Annotated in this window: 10 protein-coding genes; 6 read left to right on the forward strand and 4 right to left on the reverse strand. The window is 53.3% G+C overall.

The genetic code is table 11. The annotated features are described in order from the left end of the window. The first annotated feature begins 240 nt into the window (after nt 1–240). Nucleotides 241–1,920 (forward strand): energy-dependent translational throttle protein EttA, encoded by a 1,680-nt coding sequence (gene ettA, locus TH19_RS05370; protein WP_114101318.1) that lies wholly within the window; start codon nt 241–243, stop codon nt 1,918–1,920. A 134-nt stretch (nt 1,921–2,054) separates the two neighbouring features. Here ettA and TH19_RS05375 read toward each other — a convergent pair whose 3' ends face one another. After that, the gene (locus TH19_RS05375; protein ID WP_114101319.1) at nt 2,055–2,693 is read right to left on the reverse strand and encodes an MlaC/ttg2D family ABC transporter substrate-binding protein; all 639 of its coding nucleotides are present in this window, start codon (nt 2,691–2,693) and stop codon (nt 2,055–2,057) included. A gap of 9 nt (nt 2,694–2,702) precedes the next feature. Continuing rightward, nucleotides 2,703–3,401: an MlaA family lipoprotein gene (locus TH19_RS05380; RefSeq protein ID WP_258547834.1), complete on the reverse strand. Its 699-nt coding sequence runs from the start codon at nt 3,399–3,401 to the stop codon at nt 2,703–2,705. 392 nt (nt 3,402–3,793) lie between these two features. Between TH19_RS05380 and TH19_RS05385 the strand changes: the two genes are divergently transcribed. Genes TH19_RS05385 through metH form a run of 4 tightly spaced genes read left to right on the forward strand, consistent with a single transcriptional unit; the run spans nt 3,794 to nt 9,526 of the window. Then, complete coding sequence (locus TH19_RS05385) at nt 3,794–4,771, forward strand: ArsR/SmtB family transcription factor (protein ID WP_114101321.1); 978 nt, start codon at nt 3,794–3,796, stop codon at nt 4,769–4,771. Nucleotides 4,772–4,831: 60 nt separating this feature from the next. After that, on the forward strand, nt 4,832–5,725 hold the full coding sequence (gene metF, locus TH19_RS05390) for a methylenetetrahydrofolate reductase (RefSeq protein ID WP_404969478.1): 894 nt from the start codon (nt 4,832–4,834) through the stop codon (nt 5,723–5,725). A 52-nt stretch (nt 5,726–5,777) separates the two neighbouring features. Beyond that, on the forward strand, nt 5,778–6,842 hold the full coding sequence (locus TH19_RS05395) for a homocysteine S-methyltransferase family protein (protein WP_258547835.1): 1,065 nt from the start codon (nt 5,778–5,780) through the stop codon (nt 6,840–6,842). A 38-nt stretch (nt 6,843–6,880) separates the two neighbouring features. Next, nucleotides 6,881–9,526 (forward strand): methionine synthase, encoded by a 2,646-nt coding sequence (gene metH, locus TH19_RS05400; protein WP_114101323.1) that lies wholly within the window; start codon nt 6,881–6,883, stop codon nt 9,524–9,526. A 77-nt stretch (nt 9,527–9,603) separates the two neighbouring features. On the opposite strand, the gene TH19_RS05405 is transcribed toward metH, so the two are convergent. Beyond that, complete coding sequence (locus TH19_RS05405) at nt 9,604–10,848, reverse strand: multidrug effflux MFS transporter (protein ID WP_114101324.1); 1,245 nt, start codon at nt 10,846–10,848, stop codon at nt 9,604–9,606. A gap of 235 nt (nt 10,849–11,083) precedes the next feature. On the opposite strand from TH19_RS05405, the gene TH19_RS05410 reads away from it, so the two are divergent. Next, entirely contained in the window at nt 11,084–12,877 is a 1,794-nt protein-coding gene (locus tag TH19_RS05410; protein ID WP_114101325.1) for a chloride channel protein, read from the forward strand. 75 nt (nt 12,878–12,952) lie between these two features. Here TH19_RS05410 and TH19_RS05415 read toward each other — a convergent pair whose 3' ends face one another. Continuing rightward, nucleotides 12,953–13,552, reverse strand: coding sequence for a hypothetical protein (locus TH19_RS05415; protein ID WP_147250718.1), 600 nt, complete (start codon nt 13,550–13,552; stop codon nt 12,953–12,955). Nucleotides 13,553–13,739: the final 187 nt, after the last annotated feature.

Below are 13,739 nucleotides of genomic sequence, written 5' to 3' on the forward strand. Positions count from 1 at the left end.
CGCGTCGTTTGACGGTTTTTGATCTGGTGATGGTGTCTGAATGCAGGCGACCCATATCCCTGTTTTACGCGGTTGGCGTTATTCTCAGGTCTTGCATACGGGCATGTGCGGTTTGAAGTTGTTAACGGCAAGCCGGTCGGTTACAAACGGGCTCAGTATTTCAGGCATGTTTTCTTGGCATGCCGTAGTGATCCGGTCTCGAGCGAGACGGACCCAACGACATTTTGGATGGGGAATTTAATGGCATCCTACCAGTATATTTACGTCATGAAGGACCTGACCAAGATCCTTCCGGGCGGTCGCGAACTTTTCAAGGGCATTACGCTGTCCTTCCTGCCGGGCGTTAAAATCGGTGTTCTCGGGAACAACGGTGCCGGTAAATCGACGCTGCTTAAAATCATGGCGGGCATCGAAAAGGATTACGCCGGTGAAGCATGGCCGGCAGAGGGTGTGAATGTTGGTTACCTTGAACAGGAACCGCAGCTCGACCCGGCCAAAGACGTTCTTGGCAACGTGATGGAAGGTTGCGGGCAGGTTGTTGACGATCTGGCGCGTTTCAACGACATCAGTGCCAAATTCGCGGAGCCGATGACCGATGACGAAATGAATGATCTCCTTGCAGAGCAGGGAGAACTTCAGGAACGTATCGATGCGGCCAATGGCTGGGATCTTGAGCGTACGCTTGAAATTGCGATGGACGCACTGCGTTGCCCGCCCAAAGATGCCGATGTGACCAAGCTTTCAGGTGGTGAACGTCGCCGTGTCGCACTTTGCCGTCTGCTTCTGGCAAAGCCTGACATTCTGCTGCTTGACGAACCGACCAACCATCTTGACGCTGAATCGGTTGCCTGGCTTGAACGTCACCTCGAAGACTATCAGGGTACTGTTATTCTGGTTACCCACGATCGTTACTTCCTTGATAACGTTACCGGCTGGATCCTTGAACTCGACCGTGGTCAAGGCATCCCGTACGAAGGCAACTATTCGTCCTGGCTGGAGCAGAAACAGAAGCGTCTGGCACAGGAAGCCCGTCAGGAAGGCAACCGTCAGAAGCAGCTGGCTTCGGAACTGGACTGGATTCGTCAGAACCCGAAAGGTCGTCAGGCAAAATCCAAGGCCCGTGTTCGTGCCTATGATGATCTTGTCGCCGAAGCCGCCAAGGCCGTACCGGATTCGACCAAGATCGTTATTCCGGTGTCCGAGCGTCTGGGCAATGAAGTTATCACCGCAGAAGGCCTGACCAAGGCATTTGGCGAGAAACTTCTGTTTGATGATCTGCATTTCCGTCTGCCGCCGGGTGGTATCGTTGGTGTGATCGGTCCGAACGGTGCGGGTAAAACCACGCTGTTCAAAATGCTGACCGGTGCTGATACCCCGGATGCCGGAACGCTGAAGATCGGTGAAACCGTCAAGATGGGTTATGTTGATCAGTCGCGTGATGCACTTGATCCGAACAAAACCGTTTGGCAGGAAGTTTCGGACGGACTGGATGAGATCCTTTTGGGTAAACGTCCGATGTCCTCGCGTGCCTATGTCTCGCAGTTTGCCTTCAAAGGTGCAGACCAGCAGAAAAAAGTCGGCCAGCTTTCCGGTGGTGAGCGTAACCGCGTACACCTTGCCAAGATGCTGAAATCCGGCGCAAACGTTCTGCTGCTTGACGAACCGACCAACGATCTTGACGTTGATACGCTTCGCGCCCTTGAAGAAGGTCTGCTGGAATTTGCCGGCTGTGCTGTGGTTATCTCGCACGATCGTTTCTTCCTTGACCGTATCGCGACCCACATCCTGGCTTACGAAGGCAATTCGCACGTCGAATGGTTCGAAGGCAACTATCAGGAATACGAAGCGGATTACAAACGCCGCTATGGTGAAGAGGCCAGCCGCCCGCACCGCATCAAGTACAAGCCGCTTACCCGCTAATTGTTGGGATTGCTGCTTTGAAATGCGAAAGGCCACCTTCGGGTGGCCTTTTTGCGTTTAATGGGGTGAGCAGGTAAAACAAAAGCCGCCATCCAGAAGGAGGCGGCTTTGATCTTGCGCGATGATCGAATGTCTTACAAACCGGTTTTCGCTTTAAGAGCGGCGGTCAGAGCACCTACATCGTCATTGTTCTGCTGGATAACCGAGGTGAATTCGTCGCGTTGGGTGATACCCATGCTCAGACCCTCGATGGCAACATCAATGATCTTGTAATGGTCATTAAACATACGCATGCGCCAGACGATATTAACCGGCGGTCCATCCGGGCGCACGAACTGAGAATTGACGAAGGTGTCCTTGTTCTTCTCGGTCTCGCTGCCAACGACGAATTGTTCGCCATTAAACGCCTTGAACTGGTTGGCATAGTTCAGCGCGAGATAGTTCTGAAGAAGCTTGGAAAACTCGTTGATCTCTTCATTTGAAATTGAACGCCAGTAACGGCCGAGCACAAAGCGCGACACGACGTCCATTTCAAAATATCGATCCATCAGGGCAACGAATTTCTGGCGACGGACATCATCAGCAAGAGATTCGTCTGTCAGTTCGGTCATTGCCTGATCTGCAAGAGTCTGAATAACCGCGCTAGCACTTTGTGCTGCTGCAATCTCTGCCTGCACAGGTGCCGATGCGGTTGATGCCGCAACCGGAGCATTCCACGCAGTGGCTGCAAGCAAAGCAGCGACTGCGGGGAGGATGAACTTGCTCTTGGTCATGGTCTGCTCTTACTGGCTTGCGGCTTCGACTGCGTCGTCAAAGCTGAATTCGGCGCTTTCACCTTCGATTTCCGAAGCCGGTGCCGGGGCGCCGTTACGGATCAGGGTGTTACGCTGCTGACGATACAGGCTGCGCAAGGCTGCATAGTAATCAAGTGACGACTTCTGAAGCTCGTTCAGCTGATTGACCGTTGCGTAACGGTAATGCAGGGCGCTCAGACCGATTGAGCCAAGATAAAGTGCCTCGGCTGTGTCACTGTTCCGGGATCCCCAGGTCAGCGGGTTGGCAACGTAATCGACGCCAATGCCAATGCCATCACGCAGGTTGGACGGACCAAGCAGCGGAAGAACGATATACGGACCAGCACCGACGCCATAATGCGCAAGGGTCTGACCGAAATCTTCGCGGCGATAAGGGATGCCAAAATCGGCTGCAACGTCATTGAAGCCGAGGAAGCCCAGAGTCGAGTTCATAATAAAGCGCTGAATCGAGGCCGCAGCCTGTTCAGGATCGCCCTGCAGCAACGCGTTGAGAGAGTTCAACGGTTCATTAAGGTTGCGCACGAAACTCGAAACCGAGGTTTTGACCGGCTCCGGTGCGATGTCGCGATACCACATGGCAGCCGGGTAAAGCAGCATGAAATCGACTGCGCCGTTAACACCGTGTACGACACGGTTGACCGGTTCAATCGGGTCAAAATCACTCATATCCTGTGCGGGTTCTGTCGAAGCACAAGCCGTCAACAAAGACAGCGAACCAGCAGCACAGAGTGAAAGTAAAGTTCGAAACTTCATTATTTTTAGCCAACCGATGTTCGATACATAGACTTCCTGACCCAAGACGTTTCTCGTGCGGGACCACCAAAAAACGTTACCGATCAACTTCCTGCTCACGAAGCCTGATCACGTATCGCGTACGTCTCGAATAAATATGTGGTTAGCATAGGGCGAATTTAAACGCCAGCATACAAAAAGTTGAAAGGGATCAAGTGCTTTTATCGTGTGACTTATTTGTCATACCCCTTTCGGATAGGAAAATAATCATTGATAAAATATAAACATATCTTTATATCTGTTTTTCGTAACCGGGAGTGCAGGTAATGGAACAGGTTTTGGCAAGATTGCGTGCAGCGGCGGAGGCCACAAGGCTTCGTCTGCTGGCTATTTGTGCCGAATGCGAACTGACGGTCAGCGAGATTACGCAGATCATCGGTCAGAGCCAGCCGCGTGTTTCCCGTCACCTGAAATTGCTGTGCGAGGCCGGACTTCTTGTTCGTTTTCGTGAAGGTACATGGGTTTTTTACCGCACACCGCATTCCGGGGCAGGGGCCGACCTTGTTCAGCCGATTCTGGCACTGCTGCCTGCGGATGATGAAATCATGTCACTTGATCGGGCGCGTCTTGATCAGGTCAAGGCACAGCGCGAAAAGATTGCGACCGAATATTTCCGTGCCAATGCAGAGGACTGGGACCAAATCCGTTCCCTGCATGTTGACGAGGCCGTGGTCGAGCAGGCCTTGCTTGATGCGGTTGGTGATCTGAGCGGCGGTCGTATTCTTGATATCGGAACAGGTACTGGCCGCATTCTCGAGTTGCTGGGTCGCAATGCCGAGGAAGGTGTCGGTGTTGATATGTCCCGCGAGATGCTGGCCGTGGCACGGGCACGTTTGCAGCGTGCTGACCTGTCGAACTGTCTTGTCCGTCAGGCCGATATGTATCAGTTGCCGTATCCGGGCGGAATGTTTGATGTCGTGACCCTGCATCAGGTCCTGCATTTCGCAGAAAAGCCCGATGTCGCAATTGCCGAGGCCGCACGTGTTCTGGCGCCCGGTGGCAAGCTTGTGGTGGTTGATTTTGCTGCCCATGATCGCGACGAGTTACGCGAAGAACACGCCCATCGCCGACTTGGGTTCGAGGATTCGTCGATCAATACGTGGTTTCACGCATGTGAACTCGTGTTCGACAATGTCATAAACCTGCCCGGCAAGCCTTTGACCGTACGAATCTGGACCGCACATGCCGCCATGCGCGAGACCGGACAGACACGCACCAACAGTACAGACAGGGCTGCGGAATAACCCGCGATGCCCGCCCAATAATAAAGTCCCGATCCAAGGGAAGTTGAAGACAGGATTGATATGATGACGGTTCAAGAAAAACAGGCAGCACGCAACGATCTGCGCGTTTCATTCGAATTCTTCCCCCCGAAAACGGAGAAGATGGAAGAAACCATGTGGCGGTCGATCCATCGGCTTGCGCCGTTGAACCCATCATTTGTCTCGGTAACCTATGGTGCGGGCGGGACGACACGCGACCGCACGCATGGCAGTGTCACCCGTATTCAGGGCGAAACCGGTATCCCCGCAGCAGCCCATCTGACCTGCGTTGGTCATACCAAGCAAGAGATTGAAGACATCGCCCGGAAATACTGGGACGAAGGCATTCGTTCGATCGTGGCCCTTCGTGGTGATTTGCCTGATGCCGGTGATAGCTATGAACCGACGCCGGGCGGTTATCCTTATGCGGTTGATCTGGTCGCCGGTCTGAAAGAAATTGCCGATTTTGATATTTCGGTATCGGCCTATCCGGAAATGCATCCCGACGCACCAAGTGCCGATTTCGAGATTGATTATCTGAAACGCAAGATCGATGCAGGTGCAAACCGCGCGATCACGCAGTTCTTCTTTGATAACGAAACCTATCTTCGTTTCCGTGACAAATGTAATGCTGCCGGGATCTCAGCCCCGATTGTTCCGGGTATCCTGCCGGTGACGAATTTCGCATCTTTGTTGAAATTTGCCGACATGTGTGGTGCTTCTGTGCCCGAACGGCTGCACTGGCGTTTTGATGGTCTTGATGAAGATCCGGAAACGCGCCGCATGGTTGCATTCCATGAAGCCATTTCACAGGTTGAAGGGTTGATGAAGGAAGGCGTAAGCGACTTCCACTTCTATACCCTGAACCGCGCCGAACTGACCTATGCCATCTGCCATGCGCTGGGCATTCGCGGAACGGATAAGGCTGCTGCCTGAATTCCGAGCTGCCCACCATTGTAAAGCATGACTGAAAGACTGGATGAAAACGATGAATGATCGCAAGGAACGCGTCGCCCTGCTGCGCAAACGGGCCGAAGAAAAGATTCTGATCCTTGATGGCGCCATGGGCACCATGATCCAGAAGCACAAACTGACCGAAGAAGATTATCGCGGTGAACGGTTTGCCGACTGGAAACAGGATGTCAAAGGCAACAACGATCTTTTGTCGCTGACCCGTCCGGACATCATCAAGGACATCCATCTTCAATATATTGCCGCGGGTGCAGACCTTCAGGGGACGAACACCTTTAGTGCGACGACGATTGCCCAGGCCGATTACGGCATGGAAGAACTGGCCTACGAGATCAATTTCGAAAGCGCCAAGATCGCCCGTCAGGCCTGTGACGAATGGGAAGCCGCCCATCCCGGTGATGTGCGCTTTGTGAACGGGGCCATTGGTCCGACCAACCGCACAGCGTCAATCTCGCCGGATGTGAATAATCCGGGTTATCGTGCGATCACCTTTGATCAGCTTAAAGACGCCTACAAAGAAGCCGCAAACGGCTTGCTGGATGGCGGGGCGGATACGCTTCTGGTTGAAACCATTTTTGATACGCTTAACGCCAAGGCGGCATTGTTTGCCATCGACGAGGTTCTTGAAGAACGCGGTGAAGATGTTCCGGTCCTGATCTCGGGCACCATCACCGATGCGTCTGGCCGTACCCTTTCGGGGCAGACCACCGAGGCGTTCTATAACTCGGTCCGTCACGCCAAGCCGTTTTCCATCGGTTTGAACTGCGCCCTTGGCGCTGCCCAGCTGCGCCCCTATGTGCAGGAACTGTCACGTATTGCAGAATGCCGCGTATCGGTTTATCCGAATGCCGGCTTGCCGAACGAATTTGGTGAATATGATCAAAGTGATGCCGAAATGGCAGCGCTGGTCAAGGAATGGGCCGAAACCGGTATGGTTAACCTGCTGGGTGGGTGCTGTGGTACAACGCCGCCGCATATCAAGGCGATTGCCGATGCGGTTGCCAATGCCAATCCGCGTTCCTTGCCAAAGATCGAACCGAGAATGCGTTTGTCCGGCCTAGAGCCGTTTGACGCTGCCTGAACCCGATATTGATTGCTGAAAAGAGATCGAACAGGCCCATGACCGACATTTCCAGATTTATCAATATTGGTGAACGTACCAACGTTGCCGGTTCGCTGAAATTCAAAAAGCTGATCGTCGATGAAGATTACGATGCGGCCCTTGAAATCGCCCGCCAACAGGTCGAAAACGGCGCACAGATCATCGACATCAACATGGATGATGCGATGCTTGATGCCGAAACAGCGATGGTCAAGTTCATCAACCTGATTGCAGCCGAGCCCGATATTGCCCGTGTGCCGATCATGGTCGACAGTTCCAAATGGAACGTGATTGAATCCGGTCTGAAATGCCTTCAGGGCAAGGGTATCGTGAACTCGATCAGTTTGAAGGAAGGCGAAGAACCCTTTATCGCACAGGCCAAAAAACTGCGTCGTTACGGTGCGGCTGTTGTTGTCATGGCCTTTGATGAAAAAGGCCAGGCTGATACGGTTGATCGCAAATTCGAGATTTGCAAACGCAGCTATGACGTTCTGGTTCAAAAGGTCGGTTTCCCGCCGGAAGATATCATCTTCGATCCGAACATCTTTGCGGTCGCGACCGGCATCGAAGAGCATGACAATTATGCTGTCGACTTCATCGAAGCCTGTAAACTGATCAAGGCACATCTTCCGTATGCCAAGATTTCCGGCGGTGTTTCGAACGTTTCCTTCTCGTTCCGTGGCAACAATCCGGTCCGTGAAGCCATGCATTCGGTCTTCCTGTATTACGCGGTCAAAGCCGGGCTTGATATGGGTATCGTCAATGCCGGTCAGCTGGTTGTTTATGAAGAAATTCCGGCTGAACTGCGCGAACGTGTCGAAGATGTCATTCTGAACCGTCGTCCGGATGCAACCGACCGTTTGCTTGAAGTGGCTGAAAAATACAAGGGCACGGGTGGTCCGGAAAAGAAAGCCGATCTGGAATGGCGTAAGAAGCCGGTCAATGAACGTCTGGCCCATGCATTGGTCAACGGCATTGCCGAATTCGTCGAAGAAGATACCGAAGAAGCCCGTCAACAGGCCGACAAGCCACTTCACGTGATCGAAGGGCCATTGATGGATGGAATGAACATTGTCGGTGACCTGTTTGGTGCCGGTAAGATGTTCCTGCCACAGGTGGTTAAATCTGCCCGTGTCATGAAAAAGGCCGTCGCCTATCTGATTCCGTTCATCGAAGATGAAAAAGACGGCGTACGGGAAAGCAACGGCAAGATCCTGCTTGCGACTGTGAAGGGCGATGTTCATGACATCGGCAAAAACATCGTTGGTGTGGTTCTTCAGTGTAACAATTTCGAGGTCCTTGATCTTGGTGTGATGGTTCCGACCCAGAAAATCATCGAAACTGCCAAGGCCGAAAAGGTCGACATGATCGGTCTTTCGGGCCTGATCACGCCGTCGCTTGAAGAAATGACCTATGTCGCGGCCGAGATGGAACGCGAAGGTCTTGATATTCCGCTTCTGATCGGCGGGGCGACGACGTCCAAGGTTCACACCGCGGTCAAGATCGCACCGAATTATAACAAGTCGGTTGTTTACGTGATCGACGCATCGCGTGCGGTCGGTGTTGCAAGCCAGCTGGTTTCGGAAACCCATCGCGAACGCTTTACAACTGAAATCCGCAACGAATATCTGGCGATGGCGGAAAAACATGCCGCCCAGCAATTGCAGAAAAAACGTTTCGCCATTGCAGATGCACGCGCCAACAAGGTTCAACTTGACTGGGATGCCTATGACGTTCCGGCACCGGCGAAGCCGGGCATCACCGTGTTCGAAGATTTCGATCTTGAAGAACTGGTTGCACGCTTTGACTGGAAACCGTTCTTTGAAACCTGGGAACTGCATGGCCGTTTCCCGGATATTCTTAAGGACGAGGTTGTCGGTGAAACGGCACGTGGTCTTTATGATGATGCGCAGGCGATGCTGAAACGCATCGTGGCTGAAAAATGGTTCAAGCCAAAGGCCGTTGTTGGCATCTGGCCTGCAAACTCGGTCGGTGATGATATCGAAGTCACCCCGGCGCCTGATCAGAATGAACCGGTCATGCTGCGCACCTTGCGCCAGCAGATGTTCCGCGAAAACAACAAGCGCCCGAACCGTGCATTGGCCGATTACATTGCGCCGAAAGACAGCGGCAAGACTGATTATATCGGCGGCTTTGTTGTGACAGCCGGCCCGGAAGTCGAGCAGATTGCATCAAAGCTCGAAGCTGAGCATGACGATTACAATTCGATCCTGGTCAAGGCTCTTGGCGACCGCTTTGCCGAGGCCTTTGCCGAGCGGATGCACGAAAAGGTCCGTAAGGAGCTTTGGGCATATGCCGCAGACGAAAATCTTGGCAATGACGAACTGATCGCAGAGGGATATCGCGGTATTCGTCCGGCACCGGGATATCCGGCCTGCCCGGAACATACCGAAAAACGTACCCTTTGGTCGCTTTTGAATGCGGTGGAAAATGTCGGTGTTTCCCTGACCGAAAGCTGTGCCATGACCCCGGCATCGTCGGTTAGCGGTTTCTATTTTGCCCATCCCGAAGCCAAATATTTCGGCCTTGGCAAAATCGAACGCGATCAGGTCGAAAGCTATGCCGAACGCAAGGGCATGACATTGGCAGAGGCAGAACGCTGGTTGGCCTCGAACCTGAATTACGATCCACGTCAGGCATGATGTTCTGACTGGTCGCAATGAAAAGCCCCGCAGACTGCACTCTGCGGGGCTTTTTTTCTTTGGGGTCTGCGCGGGAATTAATGGGTTGCCCGACAGAACTTTCCGCGTTCGGTAATGCCGACAATCACGATGCCAATCAAACCAAGGCAGAAATACCCGGCCAAAAGCGGAATGACCGTGCCATCGAATTGCTGGCCAATGATGCCCCCGGCAACAACACCGATCAGCGTGCTATAGACCCCGGTTACGGAAGATGCTGTACCCGCAATCGCACCGACCGGTTCCATGGCAAGCGAGTTGAAGTTCGGCATGGTCAGCGAGAAACAGAACAAAGTCATGGTAAGGCCGACGCCAAACACCAGTAGCGGCGGTTTGCCATCAAAGCCGATTGCAATCATCACATTCACAAGGCTGCTGATCGTCATGAAGAACAGCGCTGCATGCGAAATCTTGTGCATGCCAAGCTTTCTTACCAGACGTGCATTGATGAAAGACGAGAAACTCATGCAGGCGGCAATCATTCCGAATGCCAGCGGGAACCAGACGCCAAGCCCATAAACCTCGGTTTCAAAGATTTGCTGGGCTGATCCGATATAGGCCATGAGGCACGCGAACATCACCCCCATGGCGGTAGAGTAGCCAAGGGTCTGACGATTGGTCACCGTTGTTTTGATGTCGCGGGCAATGCGCGACACCGACAATTTGTGCCGATATTCGGGGTGCAGCGTTTCTGGCATCCGCAGCAGATACCAGCAAACAATCGCAATCGCCAAAACCAGTGTGCTGACGAAAATCATGTGCCAGTTCGCAAGCGCAAGGATAAGGCTGCCCGATGCCGGGGCAAAGACCGGCAGAATAATGAACACCATCATGACAAAGGACATAACGCGGGCCATTTCACGTCCTTCGAAACAGTCACGGGTGATTGCCATGGTCAACACGCGCGGAGCAGCCGCGCCAAGGCCCTGCACGAAGCGGGCAACAAGCAAATGATCATAGCTGTCTGCAAAGATCGCCATGATGGTGCCGACGGCATAAATGCCAAGTCCGGCAATCAGGACAGGCCGACGGCCAAAGCTGTCAGCAAGCGGACCATAAACAATCTGCATCAGGCCAAAGGCGATCATGAAGACGTAAATCAGCATCTGCATCTGATTGCCGTCCGTGATGCCGAAATCCTCGGCAATCGGGCCAAAGGCCGGCAGCAGGTTGTCAATCGACAGGGCGACAAGTCCGATGGTGATTGCCATCAGACATACAAATTCGGCAAAGCCGGGCAGTGGACGTGCCGCAGCACTACCCGTTGGTCGGGGATCATTCATTTTTCGGGTTCCGTATCAAACGGTTCGGGTGGCGTCAGCAAACTGAACGGAAGCCGCAGAATGCTTTATTTTCCGTATCAAAGGCAATGATCGTTTTTTGAAAGGCGTTTGACGCAAACCTGATGGCTGAATTGCGAAATTATTCATAGCCTTCCGGGTCTTTACCCTTTATTCGCAGGAAAACCTGATCCTATGATCCATCTTGTCGCGAAATTGCCAACCCGGTAAGGCTGATATGGCTGAAAAGCTTCTGAAATCGAACATTGTTTTGAACCGTATGCGTCGCATCGTCAAAAGCGAGCAGCTGGTTCTTTCGATTTTGGCACTGGTGGTTGGCGCACTTGCAGGCGGTGGCACCATTCTGTTCCGCGACGGATTGTTGTTTGTGCAAAGCCTGTTTTACGGCACGTCGGACGAGGCACTTCATCGCCATCTGATTGATCTTCCTGTCTGGCAGCTTGTCCTTGGTCCAACCGCGGGCGGACTGATTGTCGGTATTTTCATATACAAGTTCCTGCCAGGGAAACGGCCGCACGGGGTGGCCGATGTGATTGATGCGGCGTCTTTTCATGATGCACGCATGTCAACACGGTGCGGTATCAAAAGTGCCGTGGCCAGTATGGTGTCGCTTGGCAGTGGGGCGTCGCTCGGTCGCGAAGGGCCGGTTGTCCATATGGGGGCGTCGTTTGGGGCATGGCTTGCGCGAATTCTTCATTTACGGCGTTCTGCGGCGCGGACACTTTTGGGATGTGGTGTGGCATCCGCAGTGGCGGCTTCCTTCAATGCGCCGCTTGCCGGGGCCTTGTTTGCCCATGAGGTTGCCCTTGGTCATTATGCCCTGACGGCATTTGCGCCGATTGTTCTGGCATCTGTAACCGGGACTGTGATCACGCGCCTTTATTACGGGCAGGGTGTGGCCTTCCAGTTTCCGGTTCATCATATCCAGTCATTCTGGGAATTTCCGGCCTTTGCCCTGCTGGGCATTCTTGCCGGTGTAACCGCTGTTCTGGTGGTCAGAACCATTCCGATTGTTCAGAAAACCGCCGATAAAGCCAAAGCACCCCTGTGGCTGCGCCCGGCAATTGCCGGCTTGGTGGTTGGATTGGTTGGTTTGATCTTCCCGCAGATCATTGGTGTCGGTTATGGCGGGATGAATGACGCGCTTTACGAGCTTTACAGCTTCCCCTTCATGCTGGGGCTTCTGTTTGCCAAGGCGTTTGTTGTCGCGATTTGCATGGGGCTTGGTTTTGCGGGGGGCATGTTCAGTCCGGCATTGTTCCTGGGCGCGATGCTTGGCGGGGCGTTTGGCTTCCTTGCCACCAGTGTGTTTCCTGATCTGTCGTCCGGGTATGCAGCATACACACTTGTCGGGATGGGGGCGGTTGCGGCTGCTGTTCTGGGTGCGCCAATTTCAACAACCCTGATCATCTTTGAACTGACTGGGGACTATGCCCTGACTGTGGCGGTGATGGTGGCATCGGTTCTGGCGTCTGTGGTGATGGATCAATTCCAGGGTGGATCATTCTTCCAGTGGCAATTGAAATGCCGCGGCCTTTCGACCCGATGGGGCCGCGAGATGAATTTGCTGCGCATGATGAAGGTCGCCGACATCATGAAGTCGGAATATGAAACGGTCCCGCTGACCGAAGGTCTTCCGGTCATTCGCGAAAAACTGATCAATGCCCCGTATTCGGAACTGTTCGTGATTGATGACAATGCCAAACTGCATGGCACGATCACATTGACCGATTTACGCCATGCTGCCTTTGATCCCAATCTGGGGTCCGAAGTTACCGCAGGCGAAGTTGCACGATCCAAGCCACCGGTTTTGTATCGGACAGACAGCATTGAAAAAGCCATCCGCCTGATGGAGCAAACCGGCGAAGAACATTTGCCGGTTCTCAATAACGAAGAAGATCGCGAAATGATCGGCTTCGTGCACGAAAAGGACGCGATGATGGCCTATAATAACGCGTTGCTCGAACTGCAAAGCGAAGAACGTGGCGACGCACCGCCCAAGCTGTTCTGATCGGAAATCATTGACCCAAAAAACAAGAGCAGCGCCGTGGCGCTGCTCTTTTGCGATGTGCTTACAGGGACCGGATCACGCAGCCATAGCATTCTGGCCAAATGATTTTCGAACCTGTTGTCCATGCAGGACCTGGGCTGTAACCCGGCTGTCCAGACCTGCGACGTCTTCGGGAAGATTGGTCGCAGCTTGTTCCGCCTGTTCAAGTTCCTGACGGTCCTGTTGTCTTTGGCGTTCCGCCTTTTCGTTCCGGTTTTCATCTTTGACCGGAACAGAATTGGCCTCACGCAGTGCCGATCTGAATTCCTCGTCGGCGTCCTTCTTGGCATTCAGGACGTCATCTTCGGAGGTCTCAGATTTGGAAGATGATGCAAACACATCACCAACCGGTTGATGATCGGACCCGTTATCATTGCCCTGAACATCTGCCATGGCAGCTGCAAAGCTTGATGACCCGGACCCGATTTCCTGAAATTCGAGCATTACGGACTGCATCGCGTCGGAAAGCTGGCTTTTGGCGGTGCCGGTTTCCGATCTGTTTTCGCCCGTGGTCAATACAGGTACAGCGCTACCTGCGCTAAAACCCTCGATACCTTCGTGTGCACCTGACCGTTCCGCAGAACTGGCCCGGGAAGACATTGGCAACCCGTTGCCCAATCCAAAAATTGTACTCATGTCGAGAACCCTTCTTGTGGGATGCACAAAGCACCGCGGACAGTCCCGAAACGATATAGGGACCACCAACGGATACTTTTCACTTGAAATCCAAGCAATTCCCGGACCACACAAGGCTTTCCAATCTGCATAAGAAAATTGGAAATTACCCTTTGTCGAATAAAGAGGTTTTCAGGACATCCACATC

The organism is Thalassospira profundimaris (genome assembly GCF_003326675.1).
GTDB classification, from domain to species: Bacteria; Pseudomonadota; Alphaproteobacteria; order Rhodospirillales; family Thalassospiraceae; genus Thalassospira; species Thalassospira aquimaris.